The sequence below is a fragment of the Sphingobacterium sp. KH_072 genome (assembly GCF_057837975.1).
This window is the reverse complement of sequence record NZ_CM174457.1, coordinates 2,693,021-2,716,277: the sequence shown is the minus strand read 5'-3', so window position 1 is coordinate 2,716,277 and position 23,257 is coordinate 2,693,021. Positions and strand designations below refer to the sequence as shown.

General features: G+C 41.7%; 21 protein-coding genes, 1 tRNA gene and 1 riboswitch. Of the genes, 9 read left to right on the top strand and 13 right to left on the bottom strand.

Annotation, left to right across the window (positions count from 1 at the left end; translation table 11 throughout):
- Positions 1-2 precede the first annotated feature (2 nt).
- Positions 3-611, bottom strand: coding sequence for a TetR/AcrR family transcriptional regulator (locus AC3IRT_RS12230; RefSeq protein ID WP_489393501.1), 609 nt, complete (start codon positions 609-611; stop codon positions 3-5).
- Between the two features lie 161 nt (positions 612-772).
- Positions 773-1,435: an NUDIX hydrolase gene (locus AC3IRT_RS12225; RefSeq protein ID WP_489393500.1), complete on the bottom strand. Its 663-nt coding sequence runs from the start codon at positions 1,433-1,435 to the stop codon at positions 773-775.
- A gap of 152 nt (positions 1,436-1,587) precedes the next feature.
- Here AC3IRT_RS12225 and pfkA point away from each other — a divergent pair, with 152 nt between their 5' ends.
- From pfkA to gap, 3 genes are all read left to right on the top strand, one after another.
- The gene (gene pfkA / locus AC3IRT_RS12220; protein ID WP_489393499.1) at positions 1,588-2,571 is read left to right on the top strand and encodes a 6-phosphofructokinase; all 984 of its coding nucleotides are present in this window, start codon (positions 1,588-1,590) and stop codon (positions 2,569-2,571) included.
- Between the two features lie 38 nt (positions 2,572-2,609).
- Complete coding sequence (locus AC3IRT_RS12215; protein ID WP_489393498.1) at positions 2,610-3,458, top strand: hypothetical protein; 849 nt, start codon at positions 2,610-2,612, stop codon at positions 3,456-3,458.
- Between the two features lie 76 nt (positions 3,459-3,534).
- Positions 3,535-4,530, top strand: a complete 996-nt coding sequence (gene gap, locus AC3IRT_RS12210) for a type I glyceraldehyde-3-phosphate dehydrogenase (RefSeq protein ID WP_489393497.1) — start codon at positions 3,535-3,537, stop codon at positions 4,528-4,530.
- A 201-nt stretch (positions 4,531-4,731) separates the two neighbouring features.
- On the opposite strand, the gene AC3IRT_RS12205 is transcribed toward gap, so the two are convergent.
- The 3 genes from AC3IRT_RS12205 to AC3IRT_RS12195 form a co-directional block, all read right to left on the bottom strand.
- Complete coding sequence (locus AC3IRT_RS12205; RefSeq protein WP_489393496.1) at positions 4,732-5,976, bottom strand: BamA/TamA family outer membrane protein; 1,245 nt, start codon at positions 5,974-5,976, stop codon at positions 4,732-4,734.
- 670 nt (positions 5,977-6,646) lie between these two features.
- Positions 6,647-7,768: a baeRF3 domain-containing protein gene (locus tag AC3IRT_RS12200; RefSeq protein ID WP_489393495.1), complete on the bottom strand. Its 1,122-nt coding sequence runs from the start codon at positions 7,766-7,768 to the stop codon at positions 6,647-6,649.
- Between the two features lie 33 nt (positions 7,769-7,801).
- Entirely contained in the window at positions 7,802-8,254 is a 453-nt protein-coding gene (locus AC3IRT_RS12195; protein WP_489393494.1) for a hypothetical protein, read from the bottom strand.
- A 224-nt stretch (positions 8,255-8,478) separates the two neighbouring features.
- Here AC3IRT_RS12195 and AC3IRT_RS12190 point away from each other — a divergent pair, with 224 nt between their 5' ends.
- Positions 8,479-9,036 carry a hypothetical protein gene (locus AC3IRT_RS12190; RefSeq protein ID WP_489393493.1) on the top strand — a complete coding sequence of 186 codons (558 nt, stop codon included), beginning with the start codon at positions 8,479-8,481 and terminating at the stop codon, positions 9,034-9,036.
- A gap of 154 nt (positions 9,037-9,190) precedes the next feature.
- On the top strand, positions 9,191-9,400 hold the full coding sequence (locus AC3IRT_RS12185; RefSeq protein WP_489393492.1) for a hypothetical protein: 210 nt from the start codon (positions 9,191-9,193) through the stop codon (positions 9,398-9,400).
- 55 nt (positions 9,401-9,455) lie between these two features.
- Here AC3IRT_RS12185 and AC3IRT_RS12180 read toward each other — a convergent pair whose 3' ends face one another.
- Entirely contained in the window at positions 9,456-11,621 is a 2,166-nt protein-coding gene (locus tag AC3IRT_RS12180; RefSeq protein WP_489393491.1) for a GAF domain-containing sensor histidine kinase, read from the bottom strand.
- A 274-nt stretch (positions 11,622-11,895) separates the two neighbouring features.
- Between AC3IRT_RS12180 and AC3IRT_RS12175 the strand changes: the two genes are divergently transcribed.
- Positions 11,896-12,552: a response regulator gene (locus tag AC3IRT_RS12175; RefSeq protein ID WP_489393490.1), complete on the top strand. Its 657-nt coding sequence runs from the start codon at positions 11,896-11,898 to the stop codon at positions 12,550-12,552.
- Between the two features lie 179 nt (positions 12,553-12,731).
- Positions 12,732-14,225, top strand: a complete 1,494-nt coding sequence (locus AC3IRT_RS12170; RefSeq protein ID WP_489393489.1) for an acyl-CoA dehydrogenase family protein — start codon at positions 12,732-12,734, stop codon at positions 14,223-14,225.
- Positions 14,226-14,300: 75 nt separating this feature from the next.
- Here AC3IRT_RS12170 and AC3IRT_RS12165 read toward each other — a convergent pair whose 3' ends face one another.
- Genes AC3IRT_RS12165 through thiS form a run of 7 tightly spaced genes read right to left on the bottom strand, consistent with a single transcriptional unit; the run spans position 14,301 to position 20,210 of the window.
- Positions 14,301-15,014, bottom strand: coding sequence for a HesA/MoeB/ThiF family protein (locus tag AC3IRT_RS12165; protein ID WP_489393488.1), 714 nt, complete (start codon positions 15,012-15,014; stop codon positions 14,301-14,303).
- Positions 15,015-15,017: 3 nt separating this feature from the next.
- Positions 15,018-16,145, bottom strand: a complete 1,128-nt coding sequence (gene thiH / locus AC3IRT_RS12160; RefSeq protein WP_489393487.1) for a 2-iminoacetate synthase ThiH — start codon at positions 16,143-16,145, stop codon at positions 15,018-15,020.
- Between the two features lie 9 nt (positions 16,146-16,154).
- Positions 16,155-16,925: a thiazole synthase gene (locus tag AC3IRT_RS12155; RefSeq protein WP_489393486.1), complete on the bottom strand. Its 771-nt coding sequence runs from the start codon at positions 16,923-16,925 to the stop codon at positions 16,155-16,157.
- Positions 16,922-17,554, bottom strand: a complete 633-nt coding sequence (locus AC3IRT_RS12150) for a thiamine phosphate synthase (RefSeq protein ID WP_489393485.1) — start codon at positions 17,552-17,554, stop codon at positions 16,922-16,924. The genes AC3IRT_RS12155 and AC3IRT_RS12150 overlap by 4 nt, the downstream gene beginning before the upstream one ends.
- Positions 17,555-17,558: 4 nt before the next feature.
- The gene (locus AC3IRT_RS12145; RefSeq protein WP_489393484.1) at positions 17,559-18,158 is read right to left on the bottom strand and encodes a thiamine phosphate synthase; all 600 of its coding nucleotides are present in this window, start codon (positions 18,156-18,158) and stop codon (positions 17,559-17,561) included.
- Positions 18,155-19,969, bottom strand: a complete 1,815-nt coding sequence (gene thiC, locus AC3IRT_RS12140; protein WP_489393483.1) for a phosphomethylpyrimidine synthase ThiC — start codon at positions 19,967-19,969, stop codon at positions 18,155-18,157. Before thiC ends, AC3IRT_RS12145 begins: the two co-directional genes overlap by 4 nt.
- Before the next feature lie 34 nt (positions 19,970-20,003).
- On the bottom strand, positions 20,004-20,210 hold the full coding sequence (gene thiS / locus AC3IRT_RS12135; protein WP_489393482.1) for a sulfur carrier protein ThiS: 207 nt from the start codon (positions 20,208-20,210) through the stop codon (positions 20,004-20,006).
- A 65-nt stretch (positions 20,211-20,275) separates the two neighbouring features.
- A riboswitch (TPP riboswitch) is annotated at positions 20,276-20,374 on the bottom strand.
- A gap of 114 nt (positions 20,375-20,488) precedes the next feature.
- On the opposite strand from thiS, the gene AC3IRT_RS12130 reads away from it, so the two are divergent.
- Both AC3IRT_RS12130 and AC3IRT_RS12125 read left to right on the top strand, forming a co-directional pair.
- Positions 20,489-22,621, top strand: coding sequence for an HD family phosphohydrolase (locus AC3IRT_RS12130; RefSeq protein WP_489393481.1), 2,133 nt, complete (start codon positions 20,489-20,491; stop codon positions 22,619-22,621).
- Positions 22,622-22,713: 92 nt separating this feature from the next.
- Positions 22,714-22,800: transfer RNA gene (locus tag AC3IRT_RS12125), tRNA-Ser, on the top strand.
- Positions 22,801-23,257 lie beyond the last annotated feature (457 nt).

Sequence of the window (23,257 nt, the reverse complement as noted above, 5' to 3'; positions counted from 1 at the left end):
TATTATTGTTTACTAATTAATTTTCCTTCTAAAATAAATCTTGCAGCACGTTTTTGGCTGGCTAATATCTTGTCTGTATTATCAACGTTGGGGATCCCGGTCATGATATCGGAGATACGGTGAAACATGGATAAGCCTTTTGTGATCTCATGAAAGGCATTAGTAGCCATTTCTAAGTCAATCAATATCAGTTCTTTTGTGTCGATTGCACGTTGAAACAGGATCCGGAGATTTTTAATGTTACGTTGATCAAATTCTTGCACCATGCATTGCATGCTGAGCTCTCTAATGATCTCCACTTTTTCATATAAGGATAGCATGTAATAATCCTTTGAATAATTGTTGTGCAATTCGAACAAAGAGAAAAGTGTTCCGAGCAAACCACCTTCGTTGGCTTGTATTATCTCATGTTCACGAATAGACATTTCATTCATTACTGATTTTACACAGTCGCCCAACAACGTAGATTTATCCGCATAATAGTAATAGAGGTTTGCTTTCGTAATCCTTAAATCATCTGCAATTTCGTTCATTGTGGTCTTTTGAATACCAAAATGAGAGAACCTCTTCAGTGCCGCCTCTACAATCTCTTCTTTCCTAGTTTCTGACATTTTTGAACATTTATACTATTTGACTTTTGTTAAAAATTGTTCAAAAATATAAAAAGAAGGTATTACTAGTATAAAAAAAAACAAAAAAGACAATAGTGAGACAATGTCTGGAGAATTAGATACTTTTGTTAACAATTGGTTAACATTTAATTAAATGCGGGTTATCCTTGGCCGATAACCTTTTGAAATTTGCGTTTATCAAGCTTGTAGAGTTTTGCAGCGCGATAGGAAACGCCTTTCTGGTATTCGTCCAGTGGTTTTAAGTAACCAAGTGTATTGATTTTTTTGCGAAAGTTTCTCTTGTCCAACGTCTTGCCGAGAATGGCTTCGTGCAATTGCTGCAGTTGGGTAAGTGTAAATTTCTCTGGAAGAAGCTCGTATAATGAGGCTGAATAGGAGATCGTGTTCTTTAGACGATCCAGACTTTTTGTCACAATTTCTACATGGTCAAAAGCAAGATCTGGGAGCTCATCTGCTGCAAACCATTTCGCTTGCTTCATGTACGTGGATACAGGTTTGATCTTATTTTTGATACTATCATACTGTACAAATGCTAGGTAAGCAACCGTCAGGATTCGGCCTTCAGGATGTCGCTTCACACCAGCAAAAGCAGCAAGCTGATCCATGTAAATGTTTTTTAGCCCTGTCATTTCGTGGCAGATCCGATACACGGCATCTTCCATTTCCTCGTACTTATCCACAAAATAGCCCGGGATGGACCACCAATCCTTATACGGATACTCATTGCGTTCGGTAAGTAATACCTGCAATTTTCCGTTGTCAAAACTTAAAATAACGCAATCGATGGTGAATTGAGAATGCACAGATCTCTCCTTTAAATACCTTGTATGTGGTTAACGATTAAAGTAACAATTATCTGGAAAATATCCTGAAAACACAACAAATCTAAAAAAAAATTTAATAGTGTAATAAATACACATTATATTCGTATATATTATATTGAAGAGTTCTATCCATGACAAGCATAAAAAGAATAGGCGTACTTACATCTGGTGGAGATGCACCAGGCATGAATGCAGCAATCCGTGCTGTAGTTCGTACAGCCATATATCATCATATTGAAGTTACCGGTATTTATCGTGGTTATGAAGGATTAATTGAGAACGACCTGTTTGAAATGGACAGCCGTTCGGTGAGTTCTATCTTGACCCAAGGCGGTACCGTTTTGAAATCAGCTCGCTGTCCTGAATTTCGGACGAAAGAAGGTCGAGCGACAGCTTATCAAAATCTAAAAAATGCAAATATTGACGCCTTAGTTACCATTGGTGGTGACGGTACGTTTACTGGTGCGGAGGTGTTTTCGGAGGAATATGATATTCCTGTAATGTGCATTCCTGGTACAATAGATAACGATCTATTTGGTACAGACTATACGATTGGCTATGACACTGCAAATAATACGGTGATCGAAGCTATAGATAAAATTCGTGATACAGCAGCATCGCATAGCCGATTGTTCTTCGTAGAAGTGATGGGGCGTGATTCGGGTTGTATCGCACTGAATGCGGGTGTAGCTGCTGGTGCAGAAGCGATCTTAATGCCTGAAAAAGATACAGCCATTGATGAGCTGATCCAAATGCTAGAAGATGGCATGGACAAAAACAAATCGTCTATGATCGTCATCGTGGCGGAAGGAGAGAAAAATGGCGGTGCTTACCATGTAGCGAAGCGCGTGAAAGAAAAATTTAATTTCTTTGACACAAAAGTTAGTATCTTAGGGCACTTACAACGGGGTGGTTCTCCAAGTAGTTTTGATCGTATTTTGGCCACGCGAATGGGCTATCATGCGGTATTAGAACTGCTAAAAGGAAACTCAAAGTCGACCATCGGATTCAAAGGGAATCAGATCGTCACGACGCCGCTCCATGTAGCGTTGCACAGTGATGTATTTAAATTAGACGAGGAATTGTTAGAGATTTCTAAAGTAATGTCCATATAGCGTATACATCCGATAAACCGAAAGATAGATCGTCATATATGATTGTAGTAGTATACAGTGGTTCCAAATTTGCAGATTGGCGAATAGCCGAGAAGGGGAGGGTGCTGTATGGTTTCAAAACTACTGGAATCAATCCATACGTTCAAGATGAGCGTGCTATTTATCAGATCTTCAATCGCAATACGCACTTAATCAATAATGCGGAAAAGATTCGTCGAATCTACTTTTTTGGCGCAGGAGCATCTTCCAGCGATCGTCAGGAAAAGGTAGACCGCGTATTTCATGAGTTTTTTAAGAATGCCAAGGTCAAGGTTCACCATGATATTTTGGCTTCGGCCATTGCTACATTTGGTAACGAAAAGGGCATCATTGGGATTATTGGTAGCGGCTCTAATGCGGCTTATTATAATGGAAAGAAAATAGTCAATAACAACTACGGGTTGGGCTACATTATGGCAGATGAAGGCTCATCCAACTGGTTGGCTCGGCAATTGCTTCGGGATTTTCTGAGTGAACTAATGCCTCAGGGTTTTCGGGAGAAATTCTTACAAAGTCATCCACTTGATCGGAAAACGATCATGGACAAAATCTATAATCTGCCAAACCCCAATATCTTTCTAAATTCTTTCTCTGATTTTATTTTGGAAAACAAAGAGGAGCCTTATATGTCTGCTATCATAAAGCGTGGCTTAGAAACATATATCAAAACCTATCTGGTTCCGCTGTCGGAAGCATATCCGGATTCTGTCGTAAACTTTACGGGTTCTGTAGCCAGTAAATATGCGCCCTGGTTAATTGAGTTGGCTGCCGAATATCACTTGCCTGTCGGTACGATTATTCATGAGCCGGTGCAAAATTTAATAAAATATTATACAACGAAAAATTAATCTCAATAGGTCTTATAACGGTATAGAAATATGCTTTTGTAATACACATAAATAGTAAATAACAAATTATATAGATATGAAAATTGGAATTAACGGATTCGGTCGCATTGGCCGATTGGCTTTCAGAGCTGCTGTAAAACGTGAAGATATTGAAGTAGTTGGTATCAACGACTTAGTAGAGCCAGATTACATGGCGTACATGTTGAAATACGATTCTACACACGGCCAGTTTGATGGTACAGTAGAAGTACAGGATGGAAATCTTGTTGTAAACGGTAAAACAATCCGTGTAACTGCAGAGCGTGATCCTGCAAACTTGAAATGGAATGAAGTAGGTGCAGAAATCATCATTGAGTCTACAGGTTTATTCTTGACTCAAGAAACTGCTCAAAAACATATTGATGCAGGTGCTAAAAAAGTAGTAATGTCTGCGCCAGCGAAAGATGATACCCCGACATTCGTAATGGGTGTAAATCACAAATCGTTGACTGCTGAGCACACGATCGTTTCTAACGCATCTTGTACTACAAACTGTTTGGCTCCATTAGCAAAAGTTTTGAACGACAAGTTTGGTATTGCTGAAGGATTGATGACTACTGTACACGCAGTAACAGCTACTCAAAAAACAGTAGATAGCCCATCTGCAAAAGACTGGAGAGGTGGACGTGGTGCGTACCAAAACATCATTCCTTCTTCTACAGGAGCTGCGAAAGCAGTAGGTTTGGTATTGCCGGAGCTTAAAGGGAAATTAACTGGTATGTCATTCCGTGTTCCTACGGCTGATGTATCGGTAGTAGATTTAACTGTTCGCTTAGAAAAAGGTGCTTCGTACGAAGATATCAAAACAGCGATGAAAGAAGCTGCTGCTGGTGAATTGAAAGGTATCTTGGGTTACACTGAAGATGAAGTAGTATCTAGCGATTTCTTAGGAGATGCTCGTACGTCGATCTTCGATGCAAAAGCAGGTATTTCATTGAATGATAACTTCGTGAAAGTAGTATCTTGGTACGACAATGAGTGGGGTTATTCTAACAAAATCATCGATCTAGCACAAGAGATCGGTAAATTATAATCGCTTTCGCGATCCAATATCCTATTGAGAAAAGGTAGTAGCGAAAGCTGCTACCTTTTTTATTTCTGTAGCATTTATATCCGAAATGGGGTGTACTACGGGTCACTGTATTCTCGAAATATATTCTTGCTACTTCCTAGCTGTAATTAGTAGTTATTACTCCTGTTAATGGTCAGGTGTAAGGTGCGCTGCTGAGATTGTTTAGAAAACTTCCCCTAGAGAGAGGTGTAATCCGCGGAAATCACGACTTATGCCGTAGTCGATAGCAATATTAGTCCCAGCATTCTTATTAAATTTGATACGAGCGCCAGCCCCTGTGCCGAAATTCCACGTGCGAAAAAAGGAGCTCTCTGGTCCGCTCACGGTATTGGCGTTAATAAAGGCAACAAATCCAAAAAGGCCATTGCTCGTCAGATCGCGCCGATATTCCGCTTCCGCATAATACAATGATTTTCCTCTAAACCGATTTAATGGAAATCCCCGACCAGAACTATTGTACGTATCACCGCCGAGTGTTGGAAGATCTAGAAAGGGAGCGGGAGAGTTAAATACCGTCCACAGAAAATTACGAATAGCCAACATATTTTGCTTATTCTGATCACGCGTAAAACGGTGGTATCGTCGAGTTTCTACAAATAGCGAACTCCAGCTCTCATCGCTGCCCATAAATGTGGGGTTTGTGCGTACACGAATACTAGCGTAGTTACCAGCCCAAGGATTGATGGAGTTGCCACGCGTGTCATAAATCATATTAACGCTAAATCCAGATGATACGATGTAATCCGACTCATCTGTACCATAAGGATAACTGGTGAAATCACCTAAGGCCATATTTTCTTGACTGCGAATGTTCATCCAATAATCTAAATTGTATCCGCCTCCGAGGAATAGTCCATCGCAAATGCGCTTCAGTGCGTGTTGATAAACGCGAAGGTAGGTGTAGTCCATCATGAGATGATCATGGTTGCGGTATTCATGGCCAACACCCCAAGTTTCGATCGGATACTTCAAAAGACGAATATCGCCGTCGATTACCCAAGTATTATCTTCTAGCCACACATACGAACGAATGGGTAGACCAAATCTACGTCCGAAATTGGTGTACGGCGTAAACGTCACGCGCGACATATTGGTAGTCTTTCGATCTCCCAAGTAAAATCCCGCAGTAGTGGTCGTGATGAGCGCCTGTCCGCCGCCTGGTACATTGGCTGAGAAAGGGAGAAAGGAAAAGTATACCTTTTTTCCGGTGCTATCTAATGTGTTCGTGGTTTCGATTTTAAGAATTTTTTTACCGATATCGATCAAATCCCGTTGCTTGGCGGTGTCCGCGACATGTTTTGTAACCTCAATCTCGTGTACGGGGTGCTGCGCATTGCTTTTACAGCACAAGCCACAGAGGATTGCAAATAGCACTGCTTGAAAATTATGTTTATTCGGACTATTCATTTTGAAATACAACATCAATTAACAAACAATCTGCCAAAAAATATTGAAATACAATTTACATTTTGTTCTCGAATATAAATGGGAAAAAAAAGAAAGGTTTTCAAACGGGGAGGATGAAAACCTTTGCTAACCAATTATAAACCTAAATTTTTGTTATGATGATGACACAAATGTAAGTATTTTTTTGGTTATATCAAGTTTTAAACTATTTATTTATGATAAAATCCATAAAAATTTATTTTAAACAGGTTTTATCTGTTTTTTTTCTGTTTTTATTGTATTGTGTGGTTATTTTGATGTTGATTTTTATGGTTTTTTATTTTTTGTGCACTTATTATTGTTATTGTTTGATAATTATTTACAATAAAAGTGTTTGTATGTATGTAAATGTATTATTTTGATTGTCGTTGGTGATTTTTTAAGATTTAATGGATTATTTATTTAACAAAAAAAGGTTTTCAAACGGGGAGAATGAAAACCTTTACTAACCAATTATAAACCTAAATTATGATAGGACAAATGTACTACTATTACACAAAGTATTCTCAAAAGTGGTATAACTAAAACGAAATTGTCTTAATGTAATAATGAATTGGCTTATAATAGCAAAAATCCGAAACGTGCACTCAAGATGCACGTTTCGGATTTTTATTTTTGAAGATTATCGTGATTAATAACGATTGATCGTAAAGACGCCATCGTTTGTTGGCATATCTGCTTCTTCTAATACCACTACATCTCCACCGAAGTTAAAAACGGTGCGTACTAATTCGTTGATCACATCAGTAGTTGAGCTGTCATTTTCATTAATACCTCGCTGCTCTACATCGATTGATCCTTTGATGCCTTTGCCATTTTCGATACATAGTACATCCACTTTACCATCGATGGCATCTCGGACTATATCGGTCAATTCCGTGCTACTCAGGTTTTCTTGGGCAGCCAATTGCTGCTTGTCTAATAATTCTGTTTTGCGTTTTACCAACGCTTCGTCCAGCACTTCCTGTACTTTTTTGAGTAACTCGGGTCGGCCTAACGAATGCGGATTGATCGGTATGTGCACAGGTCCCAAATTGCTATTCTTACTGATCCGTACAAAATCGGTATGATGCTCCGGTAAAGCGGCCAACAGCAACGGAGTTTTAGCTGGAATATCAAAATGCTCGGTAATGCCTTTGTCTATTTTGCGGAAGAAACGATCCATGTCTATATCTTCTTCCTGACTTTTTTCCATATAACCGTGCAATCCCGCACCTTCCACTACAGAAGCATGAAAATGATTATCCGTCAACTGGTCGCCAAGCGCTTCTTTCATGCTGAGCGGTATCTTTCCCTCAATGTCCAATTCTTCCATGTGATGTCTGTCGCCAGCGTACAATTTGACACTATCTAATCCTAAAGCTAAGAGATAGTAGTTTTGATTTTCATTGTACATCTTGAAAAGTGGTTTGATGCAATACGCATTTGCTACGCACGAAATCTCTTGTACCTCTTCTGGGAGACGGATGATTTTAGTTTCTTCGGCGGAAGCAAATATGGCTAGGCCTCGTGTGCCATTATCCCAGAAGCTCTTGTCTTCAATAAGTTTTTCTAATGGTTTAAGTAAAGCTTCGTGTTCGGTTAGCTTTTGCTCTTGTATGTACTGAAGTGTCTTCTTATATAAATTCTTAAATGATATCGAGTCAGATGCGCTAGCAGGATGGACTTTGTGCGTAGTCATATAGAGCGATATACATGGTTCGTCTTGAACACTTGTCAGTTCTTTCAATAATTCTAAATCGATTGTCTGCATAGTTTACTTTATTAATGTGTATTAACTAGTTTTTTAATTCTTATTAAGGAATGAAGCTATATCATCTTGAGATTTTTCCAGAAGTTTAGACTGACTAGTGATTAATTCTTTGATTTGATCCTCAATAATTTCATTGCACGTATGTATTTCTTGATATATATTCTCGAAGTCGAGCTCGAGTTGTACAAATGCCTTTAACAGCGCTGCCCGATTCGCGGTGGATTGTTGATCAATTCTGCTGTTCAAGACTTTGCTGCCAGAGTCGCCGCTTGGTTGCTCTGCATTTCCTTCGCGGTACAACAGAGGTGTCAATTGTGCCTTGAATTGCTGGGATTGCTGAGAGAACTTTTCGAACAACAAAATTAAATTCGAGTCATGATCCGTGTCCAAGAGTTGTATAGCGTTCGAATAATGATCTATTCGATCTTTATTTGCAGCGATGATGCGCCTTAAAAATATAGTACACTCTTCATTATTGTCTTGCATACAGATGTGTTTTAGTATAATAACAACGATCGAAATAACAGGTTGTTTATAAAATTTGACATTACCAGTATTTCCACCTGTTTTATCTTGACTGTTTGTTAGAAGATTGTGCTACCAAATATTCACTAATATAACGGGGATAAATACCTGCTTTTGCAGATATAGTACGCGGTTTTCACAGAGTGATACCCAGCGGTATAAGAATTGTGGCAACTATAAATACAATGAAAAACTTCGCACCCATCATGGTTCTGATTTCTTTGGTAGCAACTTCGTGCCAATCTGCTTCAGTTCGAGAAACCGAAAATGAAATGTTTGTGGTGAATGAACTTTTCTTGTTAAGGACGGAAGGAATGGCACTTTATGAGATAGCGTCTTCTGCTAGTCCGAATCCAGAAATACAGGTAGCATGCGAAAATCTGAAAAACTATTATGCCTCGACGCAGGAGGAATTCGTGTACTTGTGTGATGGGCGATCAGTTGCTATAGGCCAAGATGATTATGATGTGATTTGGCGACATGTTGAAGGTCATCTATTGCGAGATAGTGCGCAATTTGAAACAACATTTATAGAATTAAGTACAGATAATCTACTTCGGTCCATAGCGCTGCATGAGTTGATTTTGCAGCGACAAGATTGGGAAGATATCATGTATTATGCGTTTAAATCCTTACCTGAATTGTATAAGCAGCAAGGAGCGATGTCTCAATTAAAACAGTCAAGATACGCAAAAAAGTCGCCCGAGGTTATCGATGTAAAAACGGCAAATTTAACGCTTTAATGTACAATATATGTTTTGCGTTAAATACGCATTTGCTCGCCATGTAGAAACTAATTGGGCATGACTGTGGTTGTAAAATTACATCTGATAGTGAAATTGCTATCGTACCGAAAAACATCGATCTAATTACTAAAAACCAGAGGAGGTAACCATAATGGAAAATACAGAAAACTTAAATACAGGCGACGAAAATACAGGCGACGAAAGACCATTTAAAAATGAGAAGAAAGTGGCGGATGTAGTCAAGGAAGAAGCCAATGATAAACCCGCCGGTAAAATGATAAAATGGGTAATTGGGATTGCAATAGTGCTTCTAATTATTATCTATGCCATCTTTTTCCATCCTGCAGAATCAAATTGGTAGTCGATATTAATTGACTAATTGAAAATTTTAGAAATATAATAAAGCCATCTGTGTATCAATCTGCAGGTGGCTTTGTGTTGAAACTGAGTATTGCTTTGGTGCCTTGTTCTTCCGAACTCTCTAATAGTATCGTTGCTTGCAAACGATCTAGTATCCTCCTTACCAACGCTAAACCTACGCCTGTTCCATCAATCTTTCCTACGTTAGAAGAACGCTTGAATACGTGAAAAATGTTTTCTAATTCACTTTTGGGAATCCCAATGCCATTATCCTGAATTTCATAGACCGTTTTTAATTCTAGGCTATAGCTGTTAATGTGTAGTTTGGGTGTTGGATGGTCTTTGCTATATTTAACGGCATTTCCGATAATGTTTTGAAATACTTGGTGCAAAAGATTTCGTTCTCCCCAAATTGGCAATAATTCGCCGTAGGTGACCTCTGTGTGAAAGCTATTTTGAACCAATTTACTATGAGATACAATCTTTTCGATCATCTGCGTCATGGGTATGTCGGCATGCTCAAATAGATAAACTTTGCTTTTGCCAACAGAGAGTACGCTATCCAGCATGTTTTCTATATCATCCACACCATCCAGCAACATATCGATCCATCGCTTGTGGTCATTGTTTGCTAGCCTTCTAACGAGCATTTGCGAGCTCAATTTAACCACAGAGAGCGGGTTTTTGAGGTCGTGTGAGAGGGTAAATGTGAGCATTTCTAGCTCATTATTTAGGGATATTAATTTTTGGTTGATGCGATCCTTTTCCTCCGATTTAGCCAGCATCGTGTCATGCAAAAGGTTTCGTAAGTGTTGTGCGAAGTACAAATCGTTCGTGTCCCACGATTTTGCAGTATCTAAAACGACCCGTTGCCAAGTTTCGTGCGTATATATAGTATCTTCTACGCCGTGCTCCTCCACGGAAAGTTGTTGCCGGAGTGGGGTTGTTTGGTATACCAGATCAATTTCTTCTTGTCTAAACAGCATGATTTTAATTTCGGACTCTTTGCCTAAGCGAAGCGCCATTATCCCAGCAAAATTCAAATCTCCCTCAATCAGTTGTGCATAACGAAGTCGGAAATTACTATCTAAGAAAAGTGGTTTGTCTTTTATGGTTCGGATCAGATTGTCGATCTGATAGATTTGTTGTTTGGATGGCGCGATGCCGGAAACATATACTTGATCTGCTATGGAAATAGCCATCCCTTCTGCATGCATGATTTGCTGGATTTTTTCCAGATGATTGACTAGCGTATCGAAGATATCTGATTCACCCATCAGATCGGTGCGAATCCGCAGCAAGGTATCATGAATGTTCTCTTGAAACTCTAGCAAATTGTTCTTTATGCTAGATTCTTGCCTCTTGGCGGCATATATACACAGTAATTGGCATAGTTGGCGTTTGGATAAGTCAATGGTGCGTTTTGTAAAGCTGTGTGCCATTAATATACCCCAAAGTCGACCATTGGCAACTAGTGGAAACGAAATGACGCTTTTTGCGCCTAAGCTTCTTGCAAAATCCGCGTGTAATGCGGGCAGTGTGTAAAGATGAGATGTCTTAACAGTTACCTGTTCTTCTGTCAATTCGTGAAAAGAAACCAGAGGAGCAAATAGATCTGGGACATAACGATAGGTTGCGGCCAAGTAGTTGTCCACATCTTCCTGTTGCAGAAAGTCAGCCGAAAAGCGGCAGTTTATTAATGATTTAGAAGAATCTTCCACGTACTCTGCGATAACCTCACTGGAGTTGTTTTCATGAATCTGGCATACATACACCCGATCAAATTCCACGATTTGCAGAATGTTTTCCGAAAGTTTGTGCCATAGTGATTTTTGGCTAGATTCTAAGACATGAGCAATATCGTGCATGTGAAATGCTGTAGGCTTACTAATCGTGTTCAGCTCCCATTCCCAGTGGATGTGGTGATTTACTTGCGAAAGGTGTAGCATATATACTTGATCACCACAACACAATTCCAGCACTTTATTAGCAATCTCTTGATGTTTAATTTCTCGTACGATATCAAGAATCTTTGTCGATTGATGATTAAAGTGATTGGCTAAAAAATCACGAATATCTCGGCCGAGGTAATCTGTTGCAGGTCGATTCGTGATTCCGTCGATCGCTTCACTGATTCCTACAATATGGTCAAATGCATCAGTGCAGATCAGTATGCCATAAGATTGGATGAGATTTTTACGGTCGTGTGTTAGTTCTAACATAAATCCTACTTATAGAGTATCCTAATATAAGGAAAATTTTAATTTTATACAATGAGTTGATTTATAATTGTAAAGGTGTGATTGGTTGAAAAAACAATCAGGTCTAACTTCCAATATTCTTGATCTGATACGCTTGGAAGAAAATATTCTGTAGATGTTCAGCTACAAACAAAAAATTCATCTTACTGTTTAAACTTAAGCAGTCATCTGGAATCGCGTCTTTATAAGATGACATGATAGCAAGCATAAAACACAGACTTTAGAAAAACATCTTATGATTAAAATAATTCTTGCCGAAGATCACCTCGTCGTTAGAAATGGTATAAAGCTACTTTTGGATTCTCAAGAGGGATTAGCAGTGGTGGGTGAGGCCAACAGTGGCGAAGAAGTAATACGTCTGGTTGATAACGGTGGAGAAGCAAATCTGGTTATTACAGATCTGACGATGGAAGGAATTGGTGGTATGGAACTGATTCGCCGTCTGAAAAAAGAACATCCTTCCGTCAAAATCATCATTCTATCTATGTTGGCAGATATACCCTATGTCATTGAGGCATTTGATTTGGGCGTAGATGCATATTTGGTTAAAAACTCTGCCTACGAAGAATTGTTATTTGCAATTCAACAGGTGTCTAGAGGCGATACCTATATCTGTGCGGAATTAACCATGAATTTGCTGGATAAGATCCGATCGGCCACGCAGATCGAAGAAAGTCAAGCTGAGGAAAGGATTCATGTAGAAATCAGTGAGCGTGAAAGTGAAATTTTGCAATTGATTGGCGAAGGCTATACAAACATGGAGATCGCCGATAAACTATTCATCAGTAAGCGTACCGTAGAAGGACACCGCCAGAACCTGATCGACAAAATGGGGGTGAAAAACTCGGCTGCACTTATTAAAATAGCTGTTAAAAACAACCTGATTAGTTAGAAAATCTTAATAGGTAGGAAAATAACAAAATAAAACGGTAATTATTTTTTCGAATGATCTTTGTCATTCTCTTTATCGTACACAAACGATTATATTTGTGCATTCTAAATAATAGGAGTTTGAACCGTCAGATTATAAAACGAGACTAACGCTGATACTTAAAGTACGTAAAGAAAAGGATGAAAGAACAATACGGGGTATTTATAGAGAGATTCCAGAAACGTCTCCACGAGATTTTTCATAGCGAACACAATATTAATGATCTTAGCCTTGAAAGAGGTTTGCCGGATGAGGTGTGGCGCGGAATTATGGAACAAAACCCACTTTCGGTAGCTATTCCAGATCAATTCGGTGGCCGTGGTGCCAACGTTCGTGAGTGTCTTGGCATTCTCTCTGCAGCATCTTATGAGTCGTTGTCTCTTTCATTGACGTTTGGTATTAATATCGCTTTATTTTTAGAGCCATTGGCAAAATATGGCCATGCCGATATTCAGCAAGGCATATTTGATCGCTTTCTAAAAGAGCGTGCCATGGGCGGATTGATGATTACAGAGCCTGATTTCGGTAGTGACGCCTTGAATATGCGTACAAGCTATGTGGAGTCGGAAGCTGGTTTCAAACTTGAAGGACAAAAGCATTGGCAAGGTCTGACAGGTATGGCCGATTTTTGGATCGTAGCCGCTCGTAAGAAAAACCAAGCTGGTGATCTTGCTCGTGATGTAGAGTTTTTCGTGACTGATAATAGTAAAGCGGAGCAGCACATTCCGGTAGAGGAATATTTCAACAATTTGGGTCTGTATATGATCCCTTATGGTTTGAATAAAATTGATCTAACTGTTCCACATACGCACAAGCTACAGCAATATAGCACTGGTATCAAAATGATGCTAGATATCTTGCACCGTAGTCGCATGCAATTTCCAGGCATGGGCATGGGCTTTATTCAACGGATGTTGGATGATTCCCTAGCGCATTGTTTACAACGCAAAGTGGGCGCACAATCGTTATTTCACGTTGATTCAGTACAATACCAATTGTCTCGCATTCAATCGGCATACACGTTATGCTCTGGTATGTGTGCTTGGAGCTCTAATGTGAGTGGTGTCGAATTTGATCTAGCCACAGAAGGCTTGCAAGCTAACTCGATGAAAGCTTTAGTATCTGACTTGATGCAAGAATCTGCTCAGATCGCTGTTCAATTATCGGGTTCAAGTGGCTATAAATTGAATCATATCGCTGGTCGCGGTATTGTGGATAGCCGTCCGTTCCAGATTTTTGAAGGATCGAATGAAATGTTGTACACGCAGATCGCGGAAATCGTGGTGAAGCAGATGAAGAAAGCCAAAGAAACGCATGTTGGCACATTCTTGTCTACCTTCGAGCAAACCACACGTGTGATGGACAGATTCAAAAAGCACTTTGATATCTCCTTATCAGCAACCAACTTGGTGCAACGACAATTGGTGGTGCTAGGTAAAGCGATCGCCCGTTTGGTATGTTTGCAGTATGTAGATCATATGGTTTCTAAAGGATTCCGTACAGATCTATTCGAACAAGCTGCTAAACATGTGGAAATGGACGTGAAAGCGTTCTTGTCGGACTTCGCCGACTTCAACGATGCTGCTCCGATCGTAGAATACCAAGAAAAATCAGACTGGGCTTCGTTTATTTAAGCAAGCACCTTTAATCGTAAGAAAAGCCTGTTGGACGTATGTTCAGCAGGCTTTTCTCTTTCTATGGTGATGCGTTTAAAAGTTGATCTTGGAAAAATTCCAACGTAGCGTATCCACAATCGTTAATTGATTGCTATCTACCGGTAACTCTAGAACGATCTTGAGCGCTTGCATCGCCATCATACTGCCGATCATACCGGGCAGTGCGCCCAATACGCCATTGCTGTCGCAATCTGGAATATCATCCGCCTTAGGTGGTTCAGGAAACAAATCGCGCAGATTCTTACTGCCCGCATGATTGAATACGGCTAGCTGACCTTCAAAACCAAATATACTGCCATACACCAAAGGTTTTTGTAGTGCTACACACACATCATTCACCAGATAGCGCGTGGTAAAATTATCCGATCCGTCTACGATCACATCATATTCGGCTATTAAGCGCGTAGCATTGTCCGAATCTAGTTTAAAATCATGTGTTTCGACGCGGATCAATGGATTGAGCGCTTGCACAAAGCGCGCCGCGCTAGCTACTTTTTGGAAGCCTACATCGGCCATGCGGTGTATGATTTGGCGGTTGAGATTATGCTCTTCCAGCAAATCAAAATCCACGATGCCCACGGTGCCAATTCCAGCCGCGGCAAGGTATTGAATGACCGGAGAACCTAATCCGCCAGCACCAATCACTAAGATTTTGTTTTGCATGATTTTGCGCTGACCTGATACGCCGATTTCTTCTATAAATATCTGGCGGCTGTATCGAGAGAACGCCGTTGATTTTTCGTCCATGATTTATACGTTATGAAGTCCGCTGTATGCGCCATCCCAATCTTTCATAATGGGATCGTATCCCGAGCTTCTGATCAGATCAATAATCGTTTCCATGCTACGCTCATCACTAATCTCAAATTGCTCTAGCGATTGCGGATCTACCGCGTAACCGCCAGGATTTGTTTTAGATGCTGCGCTCATCGTTGTCACACCGAGCGGAATGATATGATTCCGAAAATGCTCACTTTCACGCGTAGAAATCGATATTTCTAGATCGGGATTCCAAATACGATAAGCACAGATCAATTGCAGCAGATGCCGATCTTCCATCACAAAATTAGGCTCGATGATGCCTTCGGCAGGGCGAAGCCGTGGAAACGACACACTGTATTTCGTGCGCCAATATTGTTTTTGTAGATAATTGATGTGCGAAGCATTGAAAAAACTATCTGTGCGCCAATCTTCCAAACCCAATAAAACGCCCAAGCCAATTTTATGTATGCCGGCTTTGCCAATGCGGTCGGGCGTGTCCAATCGGTATTCGAAGTTCGATTTCTTTCCTTTTGGATGATACGCTTTGTACACGTCTTGATGGTACGTTTCCTGATACACGAGCACCGTGTGCACTCCGGCCTGCTGCATCAATTCATACTCGTCCTGTTCCAGAGGTTGCACCTCAATGGATATTTGCGAAAAATGTGGTTTCAACAAGCGAATAGCGTTTTGGAAATATTCTACACCCACTATTTTATTGGCTTCGCCACTTACTAACAGCACATGTTGCAGTCCCATCGCTTTGAGCGCCATGGCTTCCAGCATCAGTTCGGCATCCGACAGCGTCTTGCGCTTGAGCTTATTGTCCATACTAAAACCGCAATACGTACAGATATTCTGGCATTCGTTGCTCAGATAAAGCGGCGCGTACAATTGTATTGTCTTGCCAAAACGACGCTGTGTGATGGATTGTGCTAAATGTGCCATCTGCTCCAATGCGGCTTCCGCCGCAGGCGATAATAGCACCAGAAAATCTTCTAGTTGATGACGATCTTTTTGCAAAACCCGTTTTACATCTTCTGTCGTGCTGGCGTAGATCTTTTCTTGGATGCTATTCCAATCGTGGGAAGCGAATGTTTCTTTGAATGTGGACATAAACGCGTTTTAATCTGTGAGAAAAGAGGTGAGCGGACTGGAAGCGATGCTACGCGTACTTTGTGCACCCAAACCCGCTTCGTATGCTTTGCGCCCAGCGATCACCGCTTCTTTAAATGCTTCGGCCATGCGTACCGGGTCTTTTGCTGCCGCAATAGCTGTGTTGACTAGAACGGCATCAGCGCCGATTTCCATTGCTTTGGCGGCATCTGACGGACTGCCGATTCCGGCATCTACGACGACCGGAACTTGACTTTGCTCGATGATGATTTCCAGAAAATCAATCGTGCGTAATCCTTTATTTGTACCAATCGGCGCGCCTAAAGGCATGACCACCGCAGTGCCGGCTTCTTCCAAGCGCTTGCATAAAACCGGATCAGCATGAATGTATGGCATTACCACAAATCCGGCTTTGGCCAATTCTTCTGTGGCGGCCAAGGTTTCGATTGGATCGGGCAGGAGGTAGCGCGGATCGGGATGTATTTCTAGTTTTATCCAATTTGTTTCTAAAGCTTCTCGAGCCAGCATCGCGGCCAACACCGCCTCTTTCGCATTTCTGGCGCCCGATGTATTGGGCAAAAGATGAAGCTGCGGAATATTAAGTGCATGGAGGAGTTGATCGGATTCGGATGCATGATCCACCCTCTTTAGCGCCATTGTAACCAATTCGGTTGAGGCGGCCATCATGGCTTCGCGCATGCGTTGTAAATCGCCAAATTTGCCCGTTCCTAAAAATAAACGGGAATTGAAATGTCTATCTGCAATCTTTAAATCGTTCATTGTAATATGGATTTAATGGATGTGATGTGTTGAGGATGTTCGGTGATGAGTGTAGAAACGGCTACGCCGTGTATACCCAGACCTTGTAAAGTCGGAATGTCTTCTAAGCAAATGCCACCAATCGCGTAAATAGGAGGGATAGCTTTGTCAAGCTGCTGCAAATAATCCATGATCTGGGCAAAACCTTCCATTCCCAAAATAGGACTGAGCTTTTGTTTGGTGCTGGTAAATCGCCATGGTCCTAATCCAATGTAGTCACAACGCTCCTCCGTTCTTTGCAGTATATCGGCGACGGTGTTTGCCGTTCCGCCAATTATTTTATCCGCGCCAAGCAGCGCACGTGCATCGGCGACGGGCATATCGGTGAGTCCGAGATGCACACCATCTAGATCAGTAGCACGCGCGGTATCCACGTGATCGTTGAGCAGACAAAGCGCTTGGTAAGAGGCGCATTGATTCTTTACGGCAGTGCAAAAATTGCAAAATGCAACATCTTTGGGTTGCTTCCAGCGGATCTGAATCCAATCGGCACCAGCATCAAGTGCCAGCCGAATATGTTGCATTTGTGCTGCTAAGGTATCTCCTTGCGAGATGTATTGTATTTTGGGGTATGTTGAAGGATTTAACATGGCATTATGTTGTTTGTTTTTTTTCTATAACGGTGCGACAATCCTGAAATGCTATAATCGGATTTGTGCTTTCCCAGATAGCACCGAGCAAAGCCAAGCCTTCTACTTTTGCCGATAGCGTTTGTGTAATATTGGTTGCGTCGATACCGCCTAAAGCGATGAGTTTGACCGCTTGATTGGTTCTTGCTGCCAATTGATGCTGTATCGTCGAGGTAGCGCCATAACCAGGCTTCGATATGCTCGGGAAGAACGGGCTCAAAAAAGCATAATCCCAAAATTCTTCTAGTTGGTTGAATGTAGCCATATCATGTACCGAAGTCGAAAATTTTACACCTTGCAGCGAAGGCATTTGTTGTAATTTGTGGCGATCTCTTTCGCTGAAATGGATGCGTTTAATGTCGAATTCTTGGACGAGTTCATGGTACGCATGCAAGACCAATTTTGGATGATGATGCGCTGGTATGCTACTTATGTAATCTGCAGTTTCCTTTGCCGTATACTCATATTTACGGATATGCAACCGATCAAGCCCAGCATCCAACAATTGGACAACTGTTTTTAATTCCTGATCAGCAGCATATTCTGGTGTGAGTACCATTATCATAAGTACAACTGTTTTCCCTGTTCTATGAATTCCTGTGATTTGTCAAACATTCCTTGTTCGGCGCTATCTCTAATCTCTTGGGTGATTTTCATAGAGCAGAATTTCGGTCCACACATCGAACAGAAATGCGCGACCTTCGCACCATCAGCCGGTAAGGTTTCGTCGTGAAATTCACGAGCCGTATCGGGATCCAGCGAAAGGTTGAACTGATCTTCCCAGCGGAATTCGAAACGCGCTTTACTCAAGGCATTATCTCGGTATTGCGCTCCGGGATGGCCTTTGGCCAAATCCGCCGCATGCGCAGCAAGCTTGTAGGTAATCACACCATCTTTGACATCCTTTTTATTAGGCAAGCCCAAATGTTCTTTGGGTGTTACATAGCAAAGCATGGCGCAACCGTACCAACCAATCATCGCTGCGCCAATGGCCGAAGTGATGTGATCATAACCGGGCGCAATGTCCGTGGTGAGCGGCCCAAGCGTGTAAAATGGTGCTTCGTCGCATTCCGCCAATTGCTTTTCCATGTTTTCTTTGATCAAGTGCATCGGCACGTGTCCCGGCCCTTCGATCATCACTTGCACATCGTGCTTCCACGCAACTTTAGTCAATTCGCCCAAGGTTTCCAGTTCGGCAAACTGCGCGGCATCATTCGCATCAGCAATCGCGCCGGGGCGCAATCCATCACCTAACGAAAAAGCGACATCATAGCGCTGCATGATTTCGCAGATATCTTCAAAGTGCGTGTACAAGAAGTTTTCCTGATGATGAAACAAGCACCACTTGGCCATGATGGAGCCACCTCTAGACACAATTCCCGTTACGCGTTGCGCTGTAAGATGGATGTATCGTAGGAGAACTCCGGCGTGGATCGTAAAGTAGGATACGCCTTGCTCAGCTTGCTCGATCAACGTATCCCGAAATATTTCCCAGGTCAAATCTTCCGCTACGCCATTTACCTTCTCCAAGGCTTGGTAAATCGGTACGGTACCAATGGGCACTGGCGAATTGCGAATAATCCATTCGCGCGTTTCATGTATGTTCTTTCCAGTCGATAGATCCATAATCGTATCAGCACCCCATCGGCATGCCCATACGGCTTTTTCTACCTCTTCTTCAATACTTGATGTGACGGCGCTATTACCAATATTGGCATTGATCTTTACCAGAAAATTCCGTCCAATAATCATGGGCTCACTTTCTGGATGATTGATATTGTTGGGGATGATGGCTCGTCCGCAGGCAATTTCGTTGCGTACAAATTCTGGCGTAATCCGTTGCTGCGGTGTGTTGGCGCCAAAACTATTACCAGCATGTTGGTGATCCATACGGTTGGTCGAGCTCTGTAATTGTTCAATGCGTTGATTTTCGCGAATTGCCACGTACTCCATTTCGGGCGTGATAATGCCTTGCTTCGCATAATATAACTGTGATACATTATGACCCGGTTTTGCGGCGAGCGGTCGGTGACTATATTCAAATCGAAGGTCATCGAGCTTTGTATCGGTTAATCTCGTTTTACCATAATCCGAACTTATCTCGTCGAGCATATCCACATCATTCCTGTTCACAATCCAGGATTCGCGCAAGCGCGGAAGTCCTTTACGAATATCGATGTTGGCTTGCTCATCCGTATACGGTCCGGATGTGTCGTAGATGGTGACGGGCGGATTTTGCTCTATCCGGCCATTGCTCATCTTGGTCGGGCTGAGCGTGATCTCGCGCATGGCCACCTCGATCGGGAATAGGGAACCTTTAATATAAACCTTCTGAGATTTTGGAAAAGGGGAATTGGAAATCGTGTGCTTTATCATAGCGTTGGTTTTTTCTGGAAAATAGATGGGAAATTTAACCTCCTTGCGTGGCGGAGATGATGAGGATGTGATCTTGCTCATGTAATGGCGTGTCGGCCCAGCGATCTTTGGGGATCACTTGTTGATTGATCGCTACCGCAATGCCTTTCGTTTTGCCTTGCATTTCGAGCGCGACTAAAGCGGCCACATCTTGCGGTGGATCTTCAAAAAAGCGTGTTTGTTGATTGATGTTGAGTGTCATATCCTAAAAAATTTATGTACATACATACACTTTAGGGAATGACAGCTATTGTGCGAAAGCACTGAAGATGACGATTCACTTTTCCCTACGCTGGTATGATCCAGATCAGGTTCAAAGGGTAAAATCTCAGCCTACAAACTATGCAGACACCCCTAAAGTACTTGGCTAATCTACGACAATAAAATGAAAGACCACGATTCTTTTCCTACTTTTGTATGAAGACCTTATGGGATATTTTGGAAAACCATAGGCTACCATGCACTAGAACGAATCATCACGTGGCAAAACTAAAAATCAACTATAATAAAGAGAAGCTCCAGTATAATTCGCCCATATTGAAATACATCATGGTCGTGGTCACCATATTTTTGGTGTGCTTATTTATGCCCAAGCAACCTCGATTTCGCTATGATTACCAAAAGGGAAAACCTTGGAATCATGAAAACCTCGTTTCGCCACATGATTTTGCTATCCTCAAAACGCAAGAGGAATTGGATCGTGACCGACAGCAGATTCTGAAGACGGTGCATCCGATCTATAATGTGAGCGATGTGGTGAGCAAGGAGCAGCTCGATCAATTCAATATCGATTTAGGTGAAAAATGGCAAGCGGCGCAATTGGATACTTTGCCTTCGCAAGATATTGAGCGCTATCGTGGTGTCGGAGTAGCCATACTAGACTATGTGTATGATCGTGGCGTGATCTCACTTAATAGTCGGTATCAATTAAAAGGCAGCACTTCGGCGACAGGTTCGGAGGCGGAGTACAATTTTATATTGGTGCAGGAGAATGTGGCACAGCAACGTAATACCGCGAATAGCTTTACCATAGAAAGTGCTTATACGTACATAGAGCGTACCGTAGATCGCAATCGTTTTGTGCTGCAGAAAAAGTGGCTCGCTGATTTGTTGAAGAACTATGTGGCGGTGAATTTGGTGTTCAACGAAGGGCAGACGGAAAAAGCCGAGCAAACGGCGCTGTCTAATATCTCCACCACACGCGGTATTGTACAACGCGATGAATTGATTGTGGAGCAAGGCAAGGTGATCAATAATGAGATCCTCCAAAAGCTCGAATCCTTGCGCCGCGTTTATGAGAATGAATCGCAGATGGGCGGTAAGCAGGGACTGGTGCTGTTTGGCAATTTCTTGATGGTATTGCTCATTATGGTTTTGCTCATGATGTTTTTGTACTTCTTCCGGCTAGATATTTACAACAATAACCGGTTGTTGATGATCATCTTTGCGGTCATCATTACCATGTTGGGGGTGCTGAGTTGGGCGATCAATATTAAAATCCCGAGCTTGTACTACATCCCGTATTGTATTGTACCTATTATCTTTCGAATTCTGTTTGATACGCGCGTAGCGCTTAATATTCATCTCCTGATGGTATTGATGGCGGCTTTGTTTGTGCCGAATAGTTTCGATTTCGTATTCCTACAATTGGTGACGGGTATTGTGGCGATTTATAGTATCCGTACGATGGTGAAGAGAGAGCAATTTTTGCTATCGAGTTTGTTGATTCTGGCTTCGTATATCATCTCCTATACGGGTTTGGTGCTGACGCGGAATGGTACGTTTGACAGCATTTATTGGAATGATATTTTGCCATTTGTCATCAGTGTCGGTCTTACCTTGTTGGCGTACCCATTGATCTATGCATTTGAAAAGCTGTTTGGCATCGTCTCGGATTTGACCTTGATGGAATTGACGAATAGTAACTCAAAACTGCTTCGCGAATTATCGATCAGAGCGCCAGGAACATTCCAGCACTCACTGCAAGTAGCCAATCTGGCGGAAGCTGCGGTATATCGAATAGGAGGGAACCCACTGTTGATTCGTGCTGGTGCGCTGTATCATGATATCGGTAAGATGTCGAATCCACTCTATTTTATTGAAAATCAAAAAACAGGAAATAATCCGCACGAAGAATTGACGCCAGAGCAAAGCGCGCAAATCATTATCTCGCACGTATTGAAAGGAGTGGAGATTGCGCGTAAAAATCAATTGCCAGAGGTGGTCGTCGATTTCATTCGTACCCACCACGGTACAACGAAAGTGGATTATTTCTATAACCTGTCGGTGAAAAATAATCCGGATAAATTGGTCGACGAAGAGCTGTTTCGTTATCCAGGACCCATTCCATTTTCGAAGGAATCTGCAGTGTTGATGATAGCCGATTCGGTCGAAGCTGCATCACGCGCGATGAAAGAATATACGGAGCAATCCATCAATAATCTGGTCGACAAAATTGTGGATCATAAGTTGATGCAAAAGCAATTTATGAACGCGAATATCACCATGAAAGAGATCTCACAGGTGGCCGCTATCTTCAAATCCATGCTAAAAAGTATTCATCATGTGCGTATAGATTACGATTTGTTGAAGAAGAAATCTGTGGAAGATTAAAAGAACTTTTTGACTGTCAAACCATTGCATCAGCAAGTGAAAAATTGCTTTGCAGAATGAAATTTTTGCGTTATGTTTGCACTGTCAATAACGGAGAGGTGCCTGAGTGGCCGAAAGGAACAGTTTGCTAAACTGTCGTACTGGAAACGGTACCGCGGGTTCGAATCCCGCCCTCTCCGCGAAAAACAACAAAAACCCATCTGCAAAGATGGGTTTTGTGTTTTTAAGGAGTTCGGGATGAGGACCCGCAGGGTTCGATTCGTAGCAGGTTCAAGGTTGAGTTCGGGGCATGCGGGGCTGAACCAATCCCGCCCTCTCCGCGAAAAACGGCCATTTGATTTTAAATGAGTTATTTTTGAAATTCTCTAGGGGAATGATTCGCGAAAGTAGTCTAATAATTTTCACAAATCATTGAACTCTTCTATCGAAATATGGACATTTGTATACGCTGACATCGCAGATATTTTTCTCAATCATCAATATCTCCAGGATATTGTTAACATAACCAAGCTGCATCGCTACATGCTATGCCATAATTATCTTTCAAATCATTAAATAAATTGCGGGACTTGTCATAACCGCTAAAATGTTTCTTTATCTCGGAAATTACGTCATTAAATAATCGTTGTTTCGCTG